14 protein-coding genes are annotated in these 15,883 nt (G+C 71.9%); 4 read left to right on the forward strand and 10 right to left on the reverse strand.

The annotated features are described in order from the left end of the window. Positions 1 to 227: 227 nt before the first annotated feature. The 6 genes from H6G99_RS06105 to patR form a co-directional block, all read right to left on the reverse strand. Positions 228 to 1,874 carry an urea transporter gene (locus H6G99_RS06105; RefSeq protein ID WP_190610556.1) on the reverse strand — a complete coding sequence of 549 codons (1,647 nt, stop codon included), beginning with the start codon at positions 1,872 to 1,874 and terminating at the stop codon, positions 228 to 230. 393 nt (positions 1,875 to 2,267) lie between these two features. Further along, positions 2,268 to 2,735, reverse strand: coding sequence for a Fur family transcriptional regulator (locus H6G99_RS06110; RefSeq protein ID WP_106220513.1), 468 nt, complete (start codon positions 2,733 to 2,735; stop codon positions 2,268 to 2,270). Positions 2,736 to 2,767: 32 nt separating this feature from the next. After that, positions 2,768 to 3,850 (reverse strand): lysylphosphatidylglycerol synthase domain-containing protein, encoded by a 1,083-nt coding sequence (locus H6G99_RS06115; protein WP_190610557.1) that lies wholly within the window; start codon positions 3,848 to 3,850, stop codon positions 2,768 to 2,770. Further along, complete coding sequence (gene larC / locus H6G99_RS06120) at positions 3,847 to 5,082, reverse strand: nickel pincer cofactor biosynthesis protein LarC (RefSeq protein WP_190610558.1); 1,236 nt, start codon at positions 5,080 to 5,082, stop codon at positions 3,847 to 3,849. Before larC ends, H6G99_RS06115 begins: the two co-directional genes overlap by 4 nt. Then, a complete protein-coding gene (locus H6G99_RS06125) occupies positions 5,079 to 5,720 on the reverse strand; it encodes a hypothetical protein (protein WP_190610559.1) in 642 nt (213 codons plus the stop codon). Before H6G99_RS06125 ends, larC begins: the two co-directional genes overlap by 4 nt. A gap of 1 nt (position 5,721) precedes the next feature. Further along, complete coding sequence (gene patR, locus H6G99_RS06130) at positions 5,722 to 6,420, reverse strand: heterocyst master regulator PatR (RefSeq protein WP_094584816.1); 699 nt, start codon at positions 6,418 to 6,420, stop codon at positions 5,722 to 5,724. Positions 6,421 to 6,537: 117 nt separating this feature from the next. On the opposite strand from patR, the gene H6G99_RS06135 reads away from it, so the two are divergent. Continuing rightward, positions 6,538 to 7,389 (forward strand): tetratricopeptide repeat protein, encoded by an 852-nt coding sequence (locus H6G99_RS06135; RefSeq protein ID WP_190610560.1) that lies wholly within the window; start codon positions 6,538 to 6,540, stop codon positions 7,387 to 7,389. On the opposite strand, the gene H6G99_RS06140 is transcribed toward H6G99_RS06135, so the two are convergent. After that, a complete protein-coding gene (locus H6G99_RS06140) occupies positions 7,319 to 7,666 on the reverse strand; it encodes a hypothetical protein (RefSeq protein WP_190610561.1) in 348 nt (115 codons plus the stop codon). The genes H6G99_RS06135 and H6G99_RS06140 overlap by 71 nt on opposite strands. 82 nt (positions 7,667 to 7,748) lie before the next feature. On the opposite strand from H6G99_RS06140, the gene xth reads away from it, so the two are divergent. Then, the gene (gene xth / locus H6G99_RS06145) at positions 7,749 to 8,585 is read left to right on the forward strand and encodes an exodeoxyribonuclease III (protein ID WP_190610815.1); all 837 of its coding nucleotides are present in this window, start codon (positions 7,749 to 7,751) and stop codon (positions 8,583 to 8,585) included. Between the two features lie 28 nt (positions 8,586 to 8,613). Here xth and H6G99_RS06150 read toward each other — a convergent pair whose 3' ends face one another. Then, complete coding sequence (locus H6G99_RS06150; protein ID WP_353617186.1) at positions 8,614 to 9,234, reverse strand: PAP/fibrillin family protein; 621 nt, start codon at positions 9,232 to 9,234, stop codon at positions 8,614 to 8,616. 103 nt (positions 9,235 to 9,337) lie between these two features. On the opposite strand from H6G99_RS06150, the gene mqo reads away from it, so the two are divergent. Then, a complete protein-coding gene (gene mqo, locus H6G99_RS06155; protein WP_190610563.1) occupies positions 9,338 to 10,825 on the forward strand; it encodes a malate dehydrogenase (quinone) in 1,488 nt (495 codons plus the stop codon). Here mqo and crtL read toward each other — a convergent pair. Then, complete coding sequence (gene crtL / locus H6G99_RS06160; protein WP_190610564.1) at positions 10,822 to 12,078, reverse strand: lycopene beta cyclase; 1,257 nt, start codon at positions 12,076 to 12,078, stop codon at positions 10,822 to 10,824. The genes mqo and crtL overlap by 4 nt on opposite strands. A gap of 14 nt (positions 12,079 to 12,092) precedes the next feature. Between crtL and H6G99_RS06165 the strand changes: the two genes are divergently transcribed. Continuing rightward, positions 12,093 to 13,154, forward strand: a complete 1,062-nt coding sequence (locus H6G99_RS06165) for a ligand-gated ion channel (RefSeq protein ID WP_190610565.1) — start codon at positions 12,093 to 12,095, stop codon at positions 13,152 to 13,154. A 29-nt stretch (positions 13,155 to 13,183) separates the two neighbouring features. On the opposite strand, the gene gyrA is transcribed toward H6G99_RS06165, so the two are convergent. Continuing rightward, entirely contained in the window at positions 13,184 to 15,880 is a 2,697-nt protein-coding gene (gyrA, locus tag H6G99_RS06170) for a DNA gyrase subunit A (RefSeq protein ID WP_190610566.1), read from the reverse strand. Between the last annotated feature and the right edge of the window lie 3 nt (positions 15,881 to 15,883).

A 15,883-nucleotide genomic window follows, 5' to 3' on the forward strand; every position in this document is an offset into this window, starting at 1 on the left:
AACCGCCGGGGCGGGGGGTGGGGTCAAGCAGGACCGTCTGACCGGCGGGCATGCGCACGGCACTGACGGGATCGTCGGGGAGGAAGCGGTAACGCATCGGGGGAAGGGAGGGGGCCTTATTGCGAATGGCTCTCAACCTAGAGGACCCACGGGCACTTTTGCAAGCGATTCTCAATAGCAGCTGGTGATTGCGAAGCCGCTCTGCCGCAGCGGCGGCCCCCAGGCCCTCAGGTGAGCAGCAACCGATCGAAGAAGGCGTGCCAGGTCAGCCCGGAACGCTCAGGCCCGAACACCGCCCGCTGCTCCAGCCGATTGAGTGGTGGCTGGCCGATGCTGCTCAGCAGCCGGTCCATCTCGCCAGGGTCGAGCCGGTCATCGCCATCCGCATCGACGGGGATCAGGTAGCGCTTCAGCCGCTCCTGTCCGTCCCAGAGCCGGCGCAGGCGCAGCATCACCTCGATGAACTCGGCCCTGTCCACCACCCCGTCGCCATCGAGATCCATGGCCGCAAGCACCCTGGCCAGGGCCGCCGCAGGGTCGCTGGGGCCCTGGTCAGGGTCGCCGGGGACCTGTTCGATTCCGTCGACCAGTTCCGACAGGCTCAGCTGGCCGTCCCGGTCGCGGTCGAGGCGCTCGAACAGCTCCTCAAACCTCCCCAGCAGCGCCGGATCCGCCGACGGGGCCAGGCTGGTCCAGGCGCCTCCGCCCACGGCCCCGCGCAGACGGGAGCGGTAATCGTTCAGCAGCCGCCGGGTCACCAGATAGCGCTGCAGATGCTCCTCCGGCGTGAGGATCGCGTGCAGCGCCACCGGCACAACGGTGGGCAGCGCCCGGCGCACCACCAGCAGGGTGGCCAGGGTGGCGACGATGAAGGACAGCGTGAGCGCCGGCAATCCGAGCGGCATCAGCCGCTCCATTGGCTGGGTGAGCAGGCTGGCCGCGAGGGCCGCCAGGGCCGCCACCCCCAGGCTGCGCCTGGTGGGGGCATGGAAGATGCCACCGATGGCAATGGCGCTGAGAACGCCGTCGTAGCTCCAGAGGCCCAGGCCGACGGCGCCGGCGGCACCGCTGGCCAGGCCCGCCAACGCCCCGATCGCCGCCCCCATCAGACCCACCCCTGCCGCCATCGGACTGGCGACGGCCGTGGCCGCCAGCACCAACAAGCCACTGGCCAGATCACCACAGAAGAAGACCTGACCGAAGCCCCGCGGCAGGGCCAGCAGAAAGGCCTGCAGGGCCGAACCCGCCGGTGGCACCATCGCGGGACTGTGGAGCTGCAGCGGCGGCACGTCCGCCAGGGTGACCAGCGCCAGCAACCCCCAGGTCACCAGACAGAAGGGCAGCGTCATCGGCGGCAGGCCGGTGGCGGCATGCAGACGACGGCCCGGGCCGTGGACCAGCACGGAACTCAGCGCCCCACTCCCCAGGGCCGCCAGCGTCCAGAGCAGAAAAGCTCCGGGAGGACCCAGATCGGCGAAGGTGCCGATGGCACTGCCCACCAGGGCTCCGTTGAAGCCGTAGATGCCGTTGTGGCGGTCGTCCCAGGAGCTGCCGAGGGCCTTGGCGGCCAGGTGGGCCGCCGCGATTCCGAAGGCGGCGAACAGCGCCACCGACGGCGACTGCAGCAGCAGAGCCAGCAGCAGCAGCAGGCCACTGAGGGGATTGTTGATGAAGATCACCTGGCCCAGGCTGCGAAAGGCCGCCACCACGGCAACGACGGCGCGCCGATGCCTCCAGCGGCTGGTGAGCTGGGGCAGGGTGCCGCTGAACGGCAGCACCCGCTCGTACCAACACGCGACAGGAGCTTCCGTCGCCAGCAGGGAGAGCAGGAGCTGGTGGACGGGAAGGGGGTCCGGGGGGCCTGTGCGGTTCATGGCCAGGGCGCCGTGGCTACAGGAAAGTCCCCATCGCCCGTGGATGGATGGGGTTCGATCACGGCGGGAGCGGCCATCGTGCTCGGGAAGACCGGATCTTGCCTCTCCCACTCCGGGCACCCCCTCCATCTAGGGGGCTCGACGGGTCCCTGCCACGGCTCTTCAGGAGCTGCGCACCTCCCGCCGGTTTCATCCACTGGTGTCATCCGCTGCCTGGAGCCGTGCCATGGATCGCGCCGGCCCGGGGGACGCGCCCCAGCCTGGAGGCCGACATCTCCCCCTTCCACCCCATGCTCCGCATCCGTGGCGACCGGTCCAGCCTGCTGGCGGCCCTGGCGGCCCACTGGGCCGATCAGCAATTGCAGCTGCCCCTGCTCGGCCCCGGCGTCCCCCTCAGCCCTGCTCCTCAGCTGCGCAGGCCGGACAGAGGGCCCGCACGTTGAGGACGCACTCCAGCAGCCGGAAGCCGAAGGCCCCTGCCGCCGCCTCGCCGGCCGCCAGCACGGCACCGCTCTCGAACTCCTCGGTGCGGCCGCAGCGGACACAGACCAGATGGTGATGGTCGCGGTGGGCGTCACCGGCCAGCTCGAAGCGGCGCCCCCCCTCCGGGAGCTCCAGCTCCTGCAGCAGCCCCATGGAGCTCAGCAGCCGCAGGGTGCGGTAGACGGTGGCCAGCGACACCCGCTCCTGGCTGCGCACCAGGCGCAGGTGCACCTCCTCGGCGCTCAGGTGGCTGCCCTCGCCGATCCGCTCGAACAGATCCAGCACCCGCTGACGCTGGGGCGTGAGCCGCTGGCCCCGGTCGTTCAGGGTGGTGCGCAGGCTGCGGGGCTGGGCCAGACCGGTGGGGGGAGTGTTCACCACGCGATCCCAGACCTTCGCAACACTAGGGCCTATTGAGAAGGGGTGTCGGAGGTTGGTGTGCTGGCCGACGTCGGGGGCCCGGACGACGCCCCCCGGGCCAGGCTGCCGTCCAGGCTGACCAGGGCGGCCCCCAGCAGATCAGTGAGCGTGACGATCAGGCGGTAGCTGAGGGCCACCGCCAGCAGCGGCGCCTCCGGCAGGGCCACCCCCATCCGCAACAGCAGCACCGCCTCGAACACCCCCAGGCCCCCCGGCGCCCCCGGCACCACCAGTCCGGCGGTCCAGGCGAGGGCGAATCCCGCCAGCCAGACGGTGGCATCGTTCGCCAGTGGCAGGTCGAAGGCCTGGATGCAGCAGCAGAAGCCGGCGAAGCGCAGCAGCACGAAGGCCATCTCCGCCAGCAGGGGCGGCCAGGGATAGCCCCGCAGCACGGTCGACCGCTCCAGCGGCGTCTCCTGCCTGAGCTCCTCCTCCAGGCCGAGGTCCCGCGCCCGGCGCCGCTCCAGCCGCAGCAGCAGGGGGTCGAGCCAGCGGGGCAGCAGCAGGGCCAGGGGCAGCAGACAGACCAGGCCCAGCCCGCCCTGCCAGCCGCCAAGGGGCACCAGCGCCAGGGCCGCCACCGCCGCCACCAGGGGATCCAGCAGCACCGCCACCAGCGCCATGGTCGTGCCGACCGGCGCGGCCAGGGGCGTGTCCTCGCTGCGCAGCCGCTGGACCCGCGAGGCCAGGTGCCAGATGCCCCCGGGCAGGAACTTGCGCAGGTTGGTGGCCACGTGCAGTTCCACCACCGCGGCCCAGTCGGGGCGCAGGCCCAGCCAGCGCAGCACCACGCCCCAGGCCAGGCCGTTGACCACCAGGCTGAGCAGGCTCACGCCGACGCCCAGGAGCAACCACAGCCAGCCCTGGCCATCGAGCCGCAGCTGGACCAGCTGGCGACCGTGGCTGAGCAGGGCCGCCATCACGAAGCCGATGCTGCCCAGGGTGATCCAGGGGCGCAGGCCGCCGGGCAGGGCCGGCAGCTTGGGGGGCGACGGCAGCCGGCGCCGCAGGGCCCCGAGGCCGGTCCCCAGGCGTTGGAGCAGGGCCAGCAGGTGGCGGGACCAGGCGCTCATGGGGCTCCCCCGTCGGCGGGCAGGGCCCGGCGCACCTCGTCGCGCACCTCCTCGATCGAGCGCCCCAGGCGTGCGGCCAGCTCCACGAGGTCGGCGTGCTCCGCCTTGGCCCGCCGGCGGCCGTCGGGGAGGGTGGCCCACTTGATCCGCACCGGCCCCAGCCGGGTGGCCAGCGTCTCGCTCTGTCGCGGCAGGATCCAGCGGTCCTGCAGCTGCTCCCGCACCCCCAGCGTCGTGCCGTGGCGCCACCACACCCGGCGCAGCCGGGGCCCCAGCTCCGGGGGCATCAGCGCCGTCATCAGGGTGCCGGTGCGTCCCTTCTTCATCGCCACCGGCTGGCTGAACACCTCCAGCGCCCCGTCCCGGCGCAGGGCCTCGGCCAGGAAGGCCAGGTCCTCGGCCGTGGCGTCGTCGATCTGGGCCTGCTGCTGCAGCAGGGCTTCGCGCAGCTCGCCCCCCTCGCTGCCCCCCTCAATGGCCCCCTCCGCACCCGCCTCCGCCAGGGGACGGGCCAGGGTGAGCCGAAGCAGGTTGGCCCGATCCAGCTCGCGGCTGCCCAGACCCACCCCCACCCGCAGCGGCAGGGCCGCGGGGGAGGGGCCGAACCGGTCGGCCCAGCAGGCCGCCAGGGCCATCCCGGTGGGGGTGGTGAGCTCGCCGGCGGGGAAGCCCTCACTGGAGCCCAGCGGCAGCCCCCGGGAACGGGCGATTTCCAGCACCGCCGGGGCGGGCAGGGGCAGGGCCCCGTGGGCGGTGACGACACGGCCATGGCCCGCCGGCGGCACGCCACAGACGAGCTGCTCAACCCCCATATGGAGCAGCCCGGCGCAGACGCCGACGATGTCGACCAGGGCATCGATCGCCCCCACCTCGTGGAACTCCACGGCCTCGGCGGCGTGGCCGTGGACCGCCGCCTCCGCCTCCGCCAGCAGCCCGAACACCGCCAGCACCTTCTCCTGCAGCGCCGGCTCCAGGGGAGCGCTCTGGAGCTGCCCGCGCAACGCCCCCCAGGGCCGATGGTGCGGCTGGGGCTCCAGCGACTCCACGTCCAGGTGCAGTCCCCGCAGCCCGGCGCTGCGCCGCTCCTCGATCCGCAGCCGGTAGCGGCCCTCCAGCCCCAGGGCGGCCAGGGGGGCCGCGATCACCTCCGGGGGAAGGCCGAGGTCCAGCAGGGCCGCCAGCAACATGTTGCCGGCCAGACCGGTGGGGCAATCCAGCAGGGCCAGGGTCATGAAGGGGTCCGGCGTCCGAACCGGGGCGCCGCCGCCAGCAGCCGGTCGGCCTCGGCTTCGATCTCGGCGCGGCGCGCCCGCAGGGCCTGCTCCACCTCACGGCGGGCCCGGCGCTGCTCCAGCCGGGCCATCTCGACGTCGAAACCCGAGAGGCCCCAGAGACGGCCCAGCAGGGCCCGGTCGTCGTCGCCGCCGACGCTGTCGCCGTAGACCAGGGTCTCGGCCACCATGCCGGCCTGCAGCACCCGGCTCCAGCGGCGCAGGTCCTCGGCGGAGAGCTTCACGCTCTCTGGCAGGGCGAATTCGGTGCAGCCGCCGCTGTCGACGCCGGCCCGCAGGCAGGCCAGGCTGCCCACCAGCACCCGCCGGACCGCCAGGCCGTCGCTGTCCGCCGCCAGGGCATGGCCGGCCTCGTGCACGGCGATGCGGCGCAGGCGCCACGCACCGCCGGGCAGGGCTTCGGCCAGCAGGTGGCCGCCCCGCCCGCCGAAGCGGGCCGCGTCAACAGTGAGGGAACCCAGGCCCAGGGCCACCAGCAGGGTGACCCACCAGGGGGAGAGCCCGACCAGCGGACCGACCACGGCGGCAAGACTGAGCAGCAGCACCACGACCCCGGCCGTGAAGGCACCGCTGGTCATCTCAGCGGCCCTGGCGGGTCACGGCCCGGTCATGGCCCTTGGGCTTGGCCGGGCCGCCCTTGTCAGCGCCGGGTCGGCGGGCCCCCCGACCACCGCGGTTGCCCCGCTGGGCCACCGGGCCGATCACCTCGAAACGCTCGACGGCGAGCTGCTGGCCCTGGCGGCGCAGGTCGAGGGAGACGAAATGGCGCAGGTGCTCCAGGGGAATCTCACCGCGCAGCTGGAGCTTGAACGGCACCGGACGGTTGCCGTCGGGGCGGGGCTGCTGCCGCACCTTGATCACCAGATCGCCGGTCTCGGGGCGGGTGAAGATCAGCTCGCCGCGGATCGAGAAGTAGTCGTCGCCCTCGGGGAGCTGGTCGGCGGCAGCGGGCGCCTCTGCGGCGGGCTCGGCGGCTTCGGCCCCTGGCGTCGAGAGGGTGCTGGGCTCCCACACCCCCACCATCTGCAGGTGGAGCTGGTTCTCCTCCCGGGAGCGGGGGTAGACGACCCACAGATGGGGGGTCTCCAGGTCGAGATGGCGGCGCATCAGGGTGAGCAGGCGGCCGAGCACCACCGCTTCGATCTCGGTGCCCTCGGCGGTGCGGATCACGCCCCTGGTGAGCTGGGCCGGATCGGCCGGCACGTAGGAACCGCGCACCACTCCGATGGCCCGGTACTGGAGCGGCTCGGTGACCGGGGAAATGGGATGCTGGCGCATGGTGGAAGGAAAAACCCCGTGGCGGTACCTGGACTGGCCCGGGTCAATGTAAGCAGCAGCGGAAGCGCGATGCCCAGGCCAGACTCGGTCGCGACACCGAGCCCACACCGTCAACGGATGCCCTCCCCGAACCGAAGCCTGAGCGGCCTCTGGTCGCTGCTGGCCGTCAGCCTGGTCGGGATCCTGGCCCTCGGGGGAGGCTGGTGGCTGGGTCACCGCCAGTCAGCCACCCAGGCCAGCGCCGATCCGAAGCGGACGCTGTTGACCAAGGAGGCCACCCGCCTGCGGCTGCGGCTCGACGCCGATGAGGCCACCCCGGCCGACCGTCAGCGGCTGCTGGAACTGCTCGTCGCCCTCGATCGCAAGGGGGAGGCCGTCGGCCTGCTCGAGCCGATGGCCGACCGGGAGCCCGAGCGCTGGTCCCTGCGGCTGATGCTGGCCGAGCTGCGCCGTGACCAGGGCGACAGCAGCGGCGCCGAACGGGAACTGCGTCAGATCCTCAACCTGCGTCCCACCCAGGTGGAGGCCCTGCAGCTGCTCAGCCTGCTGAACCTGGAGCAGGGGCGCGGCGCCGCCGCGGAGGCCCGCGTCAAGGCGGCCTACGGGATGGCGATCAAACCCGACGTGAGGCCGGAGGCCCTCGGCATCGGCCTGCTGCTGGCGGAACTGCAGCTCAAACGTGGCCAGGCGACAACGGCGGCGGCCACCTACCTGCAGCTGGCCAACCTGTTCCCCCAGGACCAGCGCCCCCTGCTGGGGCTGGCCATGCTGCGCCACGACCGGGGCGACACCAAGGGAGCCCAGGAGGCCCTGGCCCAGGCACGACTGCGGAGCCCCGATCCCGACAAGCCGGATCCGAGGCTCGACAAACTGGCGGCCAGCTGGGGCCTCGAGCCGCTCAGATCCCCTTCAGCTGCCCGGCCGACCCCGCCGGCGCCGGCTTCGGCGTCTTCGCGTCAAACTCCCTGAGGGCCTGATCGATGGCGGAGCTGGGGGGCGTGGCGTCGTCCAGGGCGGTGCTGCGCTTCAGCTTGTTCATCAGGTCGAGCGGGTTGGTGCTGTCGAGGATCGAACCGCTGCCGGATCCCGATTTGCTCGGCCCGTAGTCGTAGAGCTGACGCTCCTGGATGCTGGTACCGAGGGTCTGGCCGTAGCCGGCCTGCTGGGCCCGGGCCTCACCAGCCATCAGCAGGGCGAGGGCCCCGACGCCGGCCGCGCAGGCCTGCAGAGAAAACGAACGGTTCATGGCTCCTGCCGGCGGAGGGTCGAATCACCAAGGCCTTCATGATAAGGGCCCTCAGCCGGTTCCCCGTTCTGTCGCCATGGCCCTGCGGATCGCCACCTGGAACGTCAACTCGGTGCGCACCCGGCTCGATCAGGTGTGCGCCTGGCTCCAGGCCGAAGCGCCCGACGTGCTCTGCCTGCAGGAAACCAAGGTGGCGGACGAGCTGTTCCCCCACGCGGCCTTCGAGGCCCTGGGCTACCGGGCCGTGATCAGCGGCCAGAAGGCCTACAACGGCGTGGCCATCCTCAGCCGGCTGCCGATCGAGGACGTGCGGGTGGGCTTCGCCGCCCTGCTGCCGGACGATCCGGCGGCCGAGGAGCTGGGCGAACAGAAACGGGTGATCAGTGCCTGGATCGAAGGGGTGCGGGTGCTCAACCTCTACGTGCCCAATGGCTCGGCCCTGACGTCAGACAAGTACCCCTACAAGCTGGCGTGGCTGGGGTGTCTGCGGCGCTACCTGGAGGCCCAGGACGCCGAAGGGGAACCCCTGGCGATGGTGGGGGACTTCAACATCGCCCTGGAGGGCCGCGATATCCACGACCCGGACCGCCTCAGCGGCGGGATCATGGCCAGCGAGCCGGAGCGCCAGGCCCTGAGGGACGCCCTGGGCGATCGCCTGGAGGACGTGTTCCGCGTCTTCGAACCGGACACCGGCCACTGGAGCTGGTGGGACTACCGCACCGGCGCCTGGGACATGGACAGGGGCTGGCGCATCGACCACATCTATCTCTCCGAGGAGCTGCTGGCCTGTGCCACGGGCTGCGTGATCCACAAGGGGGTGCGCGGCAACGCGCAGCCCAGCGACCATGCGCCGGTGGCGGTGCACCTGGCCTGGCCGCCCGAGCCGGCCGAGGACGGGGACGACGACGGGGGCTGGTGAGGGGCGCTGGTGAGGGGGCTCGGGGCCCTCAGGCCAGAAACGCCGCCAGGGCCAGGTCCTGACGCCGCACCAGGGCGAACAGGGTGCCGTTCTGGCCGCGGCTCACCCGCAGCTCGTCATCGAGCACGGTGACATCGAGCCAGGCGGGAAAGCTCTGCCGCACCTGCCGGAACAGCTCCAGCCGCTGGTCTCCGAACCTGGGCCCCAGCCAGCCGCCCCGCTCGAACCGCACCGACACCCGCTGGTGGGGGGCCTCGGCAGCCACGGCGATGCTGGCCTGCACGGCGATCCCCGCCAGGGGCCCGAGGGGGCCGGCCGGCCGCAGCAGGTTCAGGGCACGCCCACCGGCGGGATCGAGCAACTGCAGATTCTCCAGCCAGGGCCTGACCGCCAGATAGGGCAGGGAACTGCTGCTCCAGCGCAGCTCCCACACCCCCGCCAGCTGGTCAGCCTGGGCCGTGAGATCGGCGGGCTGCAGGTGCTCCAACCGCTCGATCAGGGCCTCGATGCGCCCGGCGGCGGGGGCTGCAGCGCCGGGAGATCCGCCCCGCAGCAACCCCAGCAGTTCTTCCCGGCAGGCCTGGGCGTCGCCGGCGCCAGCGGCAGGGCCATCGGGGATGGCCGGGGGAGCCTGCGTCACTGCTCTCACCCGCGGCACGGGGGCGCAAGAGGATCCATGCTGCCAGGCGCCGACGGCCATCGGATACCGTGTCGCCCGGCCTGCTGGCCGAACCGATCCCACCGCAGACCCCGTGACCCTGACCACCGTCGATGTGACCCTGGTCGGGGCGGGGATCATGGGCGCCACCCTGGGCACCCTGCTGCGGCAGCTGCGGCCGGACCTGCGTCTCCTGCTCGTCGAGGGCCTGCCCCAGGAGGCCCAGGAGAGTTCCAGCGCCTGGAACAACGCCGGCACGGGCCATGCGGGGAACTGCGAGCTCAACTACACGCCGATGGCGGCGGACGGCTCGATCAGCCTCGCCAAGGCGCTCGACATCAACGAAGCCTTCGACCTGTCGCGTCAGTTCTGGACCCACCTGGTGCGGGACGGGGCCCTGGGCTCCCCCGGGGCCTTCATCCAGGGCGTCCCCCACATGAGCTTCGTGCTGGGGGAGGAGCGGCGGGCCTACCTGCGGGAACGCCACCGGGTGATGGCGGCCCACCACTGCTACCGGGGGATGGCCTACAGCGAGGACCACGCCCAGGTGGCGGCATGGGCACCGCTGCTGATCGAGGGCCGGAACCCGGCCCAGGCGATCGGCGCCACCCACATCGCCGACGGCACCGACGTGAACTTCGGGGCCCTCACCAGCCAGCTGCTGGATCACCTGCGGGCCAGCGGGGCCTTTAAGGCGCGGTTCTCCACGGCGGTGCAATCGCTGCGGCGGCGGCCGGAGGGTGGCTGGCGCCTGGAGACCCGGGACCAGACCACCGGGGAGACCCGGCTGATCGATTCGGGCACCGTGTTTCTCGGGGCCGGCGGCGGCGCCCTCACCCTGCTGCAGAAATCGGGGATCCCGGAGGGGCGGGGCTACGGCGGCTTTCCCGTCAGCGGCCTCTGGCTGCGCTGCGGCGACTCCGCCGTGGCCAGCCGCCACCATGCGAAGGTCTACGGCATGGCGGCCGCCGGCTCACCGCCGATGTCGGTGCCCCACCTCGACACCCGCCTCGTCGACGGCCGCCACTGGATCCTGTTCGGTCCCTACGCGGGCTTCTCCAGCAAGTTCCTCAAGAGCGGCTCCCTCTGCGACTGGCCCCGCTCCCTGCGGACCGGCAACCTGCTGCCACTGCTGGCGGTGGCCCGGGACAACCTGCCCCTGACCCAGTACCTGATCGGCCAGGTGTTCGCCAGCGCCGAGCAGCGCTTCGCCGCCCTGCGCGACTTCTATCCGACCGCCCGCCCCTCCGACTGGACCCTGGCCGTGGCCGGCCAGCGGGTGCAGATCATCAAGGCCGATGCCCGGCGCGGCGGGGTGCTCCAGTTCGGCACCGAGGTGGTGCACGCCGCCGACACGTCCCTGGTGGCCGTGCTGGGGGCGTCCCCCGGCGCGTCGGCCGCCGTGGCGATCGCCCTGGAAATCCTCCACTCCTGCTTCCGCGAGAAGCTGCCCGACGGCTGGCAGGACACCCTCAAGCGGATCCTGCCCTCCTACGGCGAATCAATCCGCAGCGACGCCGACCTCTGCCGCCGGATCCGCAGCGAGAGCGCCGAGGTGCTGGGGCTGGCGCCGCCGGCCTAGGGCCGGCGCGGCGGCAGCAGCAGGCCGGCCCGCACCGCCCACGGGGACAGGGCGAACAGGCGCAGCATGGCCGCCAGCAGCTCCGGCACCGTCAGGGTGTTGGCCAGGAAGCCATACCACTGGGGGCCCGGCAGGGAGAAGAAGCTGGCGAAGAACTGGCGCAGTTCGGCCTCGGAGAAGCCCATCAGCTTGCCCAGACCGAACTGGTAGAGGGCGTGCTTGCTGCGCAGGGCCGGGGGCCAGAGGGCGCCCCAGCCCGCTCGGGCCAGCAGGGCCGAGGGGGCATCGGCATCGGCCATCGCCGCCGCCACCGCCGCCGCCACCGCCGGGGCCCGGCGCAGCAGGGCGCCCACCATGTAGCCGGAGGCCGGGTGCACCATCGAGGCCGCCCCGCCGAAGCCCAGCACCGGCTGCTGCAGGTCCGGCAGGGGCAGGTTCATCGGAAACAGGCAGAACTCCTCGTGCTCCACCTCCTGCACCACCACGCCGCGGTGGGCCAGGCGGCGGTGGAGGCGCTGCTGGAGCACATCGAAGGGCACCGGGGGGGCCAGGGCCAGCGACGTCTCCTCGACGAAGAAGCGGCCGCCGCCCAGGTCCATCGCATAGAGAAAGGTGGGGGGCTCGGCCCGCTCCGCCTCGCTGAGGTGGTCGGCGCGGTAGTCCATCAGCACGAACTGATCGGGCTGCACCGGCGGCGCCGAGAAGCGGCCGATGATGCCGTAGGCCGACTGGCCGGCCACCGGGCCCCGGTCGGGCCGCTGCACCAGCAGCGGCTGATGGCCGGTGGCGTCCACCACCAGCCGCACCTGCAGCCGGCGCCCATCGGCCAGCGCCACCGCACTCAACGCCCCGGAGGCGTCGCAGCCGCTGGCCAGCCCCTGGAGCAGCTCCACCCCGCCGCGCCCGCAGGCCTCCAGCCAGTGCCCCTGCAGGGCGGCGCGGTCGAACAGGCCGTAATCGCGGCCGTGGGCCGTGGGGCGGTTGGCCGCCGCCTCCGGGTCCGGATCACCGGCGCCGAAGTAGCTGACCGTGTGGCTCCAGCGGTGCTCCAGCAGATGGCCCAGGCCCAGGGCATCCACCTCGTCCCCCCAGATGCCGTAGGTGTTGAGCCAGGGGGCGCGCGGATCGTCGGGCGCCAGCAGGGCCACGGCGAGCCCCTGGTCCGCCAGGGCCGCCGCGATGCAGAGGGCGGCGGGGCCGCCGCCGAGCACCAGCACGTCCCTCGCCATCTCGCCGGTACGGTGAGGGCTCATCCTGCACCACGGCCATGCGCGGTGTTGCTCGCCGGCGGCTGGCGACGCTGGCCTGCCTGGGCCTGGGCCTGATCCTCATCCTGGCCCTGCAGGCGGGCCCGGGTCACGCCCTGCCGAGAGCGGCAGGGGCAGGGGGCGCAGTGCCGCCCCCGGTGGTGCCGCCCTCCGGGGTGACGATCCGGGTCGCCATGGCGGTGGACAACGTCTACCGCTTCTCCTCGCGGGAGAAGACCTTCAGCGTCGAAGGGACGCTGCGGCTCTCGGCACCGGCGGCGGTGATGGGGCGGTGGCTGGCGGCCGGCGTGGATCCCCTGACGCTGGTGCGTTTCCAGAACCTGGTGGAGCCCTGGGACTCCCTGCTGGAGGCCAGCAGCGGTCCGCTGCGGCTGGGGGCGGATCTGGGCCGCGACTACCGCTTCAACGGCAACTTCTACTCCGATGAGATCGACTATCGGGGTTACCCCTTCGGCACCCTGCCGCTGCAGATCCGGCTGGTGGCCGACCCCAGCTTTCCCGCCACGATCCCTGACCCGCCCAGGATCCGGCTGGAGGCCGACAGCGCCGCCTCCGGCGTCAGCCGCCGCAGCAACATGAACGGCTACCGGCTGCGCAGCTGGCGCCTGTTCCCCAGCCGCGGCGGCTTGGAGATGGAGCTGCTCTATGACCCGATCGGCTGGGCGGCCCTGGTCAAGTGGCTGCTGCCCCTGACGATCACGATGGTGGTGATGCTGCTCACCCCCAATCTGCGGGCCGGCTTCAGCTCCGAGCGCCTGGCGATCCCACCGGTGATCCTGCTGACGCTGGTGTTCATGCAGCAGGCCTACCGCGACTCCCTGCCCTCCCTGCCCTATCTCACCGTGCTGGATGGGCTCTACGCCTTCTCCTACCTGGTGACCCTGGTGTTCTTCTGCGAGTTCATCTGGTGCGCCAATCGGCTGGATCGTCTCGCCAGCGACGGCAGCGGCCCGCAGCGGCCACGGCTCGAACGCCGCATCGAACGGCTGGAGCTGGGCCTGCAGCTGGCGAGCCTGGCCGGTTACGGGGTGCTGCTGCTCTGGGCCCTGGGCCAGCGCTGAGCCCGCCGGGGGCTCAGTCGGTGGTGGGATCAGTCGTCGCTGGCCTCAGGGACAGTGGGCTCCTCGCCGGCCGGGGCCCCGGGAGCGTCCGTGGGGGCACCCGGCGGGGGCGCATCCTCTGGAGCAGCGCCGGCAGTGACATCAACGGTGTCCACCACCGGCCCATCGGCCAGCTCCTCCTCCTCGGCGGCCGGCGGCACCAGCACCACCTCGGTGAGGCGATCGCCGGCATCCAGCTTCTGCAGCCGCACCCCGGTGGCCGCCCGGGACTGCTGGGGAATGGCGTCGGCCTTCATGCGCACGATCACCCCCCGCTCGCTCACCAGCAGCAGCTCCTCGCCGGCCCCGAGCACCTTGAGGCCCACCAGCACATCGCCGTCGCGGCGGAACTTGATTGCCCGCAGACCCATGCCGGCGCGGCGCTGCAGCCGGAACTGATCCACCGGCACCCGCTTGCCGAGGCCGCTGGCGCTGGCCACCAGCACCCAGGGACCCTCGCTGGGGGCGACCTCGTCACCCTCCTCCTCGTCGGCGCCGGTCTCGGCCGTGCTGGCGACACGGTCGGCCAGTTCCGCCGTGAGCACATCCATGCTCACCAGCTCGTCGCCGGGGCGCAGATTCATGGCCCGCACGCCGCGGGCGGTGCGGCCCAGGGGACGCAGCTCCTCATCGCTGAGGCGGAAGTGGATCGTCATGCCTTTGAGGGAGCCGATCAGCACGCTGTCGCCGGGCAGGGCCAGCCGCACCCAGCGCAGGGCGTCACCGTCCTCGAGGGAGATGGCGATCAGGCCGTTGGAGCGGATGTTGCTGAAGGCCGATAGCCGGGTGCGCTTGATGTAGCCGCCGCTGGTGAGCATCACCAGCTGGACGTCGTCATCGAAGGCGCTCACCGCCAGCAGGGAGGTGATCGCCTCCTCGCGGGGAATCGGCAGCAGCTGCACGATCGGCGTGCCCTTGGCGGAACGGCTGCAGATCGGCACCCTGTAGGCGGGAATGGAATACACCACCCCCCGGTCGCTGAACAGCAGCAGGGCGTCGTGGTCGTTGCAGCTGATGAACAGCTTCACCGCCTCCTCGCCCTGGCTGCGGGTGCCGGCCTTGCCGCGGGTGCCGCGGCTGGTGGCCTCGAACTCGCTCACCGGCATCCGCTTGAGGTAGCCGTTCTCGGTGAGCAGCACCACCGAGCGCTCATTGGCGATCAGGTCGATGTCCTCCAGCCCGCCCTCAAGGTCGAGGATCTCGGTGCGGCGGGGGGAGTCATAACGGGTGCGGAGCACCTGGAGCTCCTCCTGGATCAGGCCCAGCACCCGCTCCCGGCGGCCGAGGATGTCCTTGTAGTCGGCGATCTTGGCGACGAGGTCGTCGTGTTCGAGCCGGATCTTGTCGGCCTCCAGGGCCGTGAGACGCCGCAGCTGCATCTGCAGGATGGCGTCGGCCTGGATCTCGCTGAGGCCATGGCGCTCCTGCAGCTGGGCCCGGGCGGTGGCGGTGTCGGGGGCGGCCCGGATCAGGGCGATGATCGGGTCGAGCTGGTCGAGGGCGAGCAGCAGACCCTGCAGGATGTGGTCGCGTTCCTCCGCCTTGCGCAGGAAGTAACGGGTGCGCCGCTCGATCGTCTCGATGCGGAAATCCAGGAACACCCGCAGCATCCTGCCGAGGGTGAGCAGCACCGGTTCGCCCTTCACCAGGGCCAGCATGTAGGCGCTGAAGTTGTTCTGCAGCGGCGTGAGCTTGAACAGGTTGTTCAGCACCACCTGGGGGTAGGCGTCGCGGCGCAGTTCGATCACGATGCGCATGCCGTCGCGATCGCTTTCGTCGCGGATGTCGGCGATGCCCTCGAGCTTCTTGTCGTTGACCAGCTCGGCGATGCGCTCGATCAGGGAGGCCTTGTTGGTCTGGTAGGGGAGTTCGGTGATGATCACCGCATCCCGGTCGGGGCGGCCCTTGGCTTCCACCGTTTCGATCGAGGCCACGCCGCGCATGGTGATCGAACCGCGGCCGGTGGTGTAGGTCTCGCGGATGCCGCGGCGGCCGAGGATCTGGCCGCCGGTGGGGAAATCGGGTCCGGGGATGATCGCCATCAGGGCTCGGTCCTCGATCTCCGGATCGTCGATCAGGGCCAGCAGCCCGTCGATCAGCTCGGTGAGGTTGTGGGGGGGGATGTTGGTCGCCATCCCCACGGCGATGCCGGAGGAGCCGTTGAGCAGCAGATGCGGCACCCGGGCCGGCATCACGGTGGGTTCCTGCTGGGAGCCGTCGAAGTTGTCGATGTAGTCGACGGTCTCGGCTTCGATGTCCTCCAGCAGGCTGTCGGTGGTCAGGGCCTGCAGGCGCGATTCCGTGTACCGCATCGCGGCCGGCGGATCGTTGTCGACCGAGCCGAAGTTGCCGTGCCCGTCGATCAGGGGCATCCGCATCGAGAAGTCCTGGGCCATGCGCACCAGGGCGTCGTAGACGGCCGTGTCGCCGTGGGGGTGGTACTTACCGAGCACCTCCCCCACCACACGGGCACATTTCCGGTAGGGCCTGTCGCTCGTGAGGCCGAGCTCGTACATCGCGTAGAGGATGCGCCGGTGCACCGGCTTGAGGCCGTCGCGGGCATCGGGCAGGGCCCGGCCCACGATCACGCTCATCGCATACTCCAGGTAGGAGCGCGACATCTCATTGCGCAGGTCGGTCTGGATGATCCGTCCGTCGGATTCACCGGGTCCGGTTGGATCCGCCATGCA

This window comes from Synechococcus sp. FACHB-909 (assembly GCF_014698945.1).
GTDB lineage: Bacteria > Cyanobacteriota > Cyanobacteriia > PCC-6307 > Cyanobiaceae > Cyanobium.

Bases quoted from the DNA above. Each gene is read 5' to 3' on its own strand.
- H6G99_RS06105 (WP_190610556.1), bottom strand. From the start codon at position 1,874: ATGAACCGCACAGGCCCCCCGGACCCCCTTCCCGTCCACCAGCTCCTG.
- H6G99_RS06115 (WP_190610557.1), bottom strand. From the start codon at position 3,850: ATGAGCGCCTGGTCCCGCCACCTGCTGGCCCTGCTCCAACGCCTGGGG.
- larC (WP_190610558.1), bottom strand. From the start codon at position 5,082: ATGACCCTGGCCCTGCTGGATTGCCCCACCGGTCTGGCCGGCAACATG.
- H6G99_RS06125 (WP_190610559.1), bottom strand. From the start codon at position 5,720: ATGACCAGCGGTGCCTTCACGGCCGGGGTCGTGGTGCTGCTGCTCAGT.
- patR (WP_094584816.1), bottom strand. From the start codon at position 6,420: ATGCGCCAGCATCCCATTTCCCCGGTCACCGAGCCGCTCCAGTACCGG.
- H6G99_RS06135 (WP_190610560.1), top strand. From the start codon at position 6,538: ATGCCCTCCCCGAACCGAAGCCTGAGCGGCCTCTGGTCGCTGCTGGCC.
- H6G99_RS06140 (WP_190610561.1), bottom strand. From the start codon at position 7,666: ATGAACCGTTCGTTTTCTCTGCAGGCCTGCGCGGCCGGCGTCGGGGCC.
- crtL (WP_190610564.1), bottom strand. From the start codon at position 12,078: ATGAGCCCTCACCGTACCGGCGAGATGGCGAGGGACGTGCTGGTGCTC.
- H6G99_RS06165 (WP_190610565.1), top strand. From the start codon at position 12,093: ATGCGCGGTGTTGCTCGCCGGCGGCTGGCGACGCTGGCCTGCCTGGGC.
- gyrA (WP_190610566.1), bottom strand. From the start codon at position 15,880: ATGGCGGATCCAACCGGACCCGGTGAATCCGACGGACGGATCATCCAG.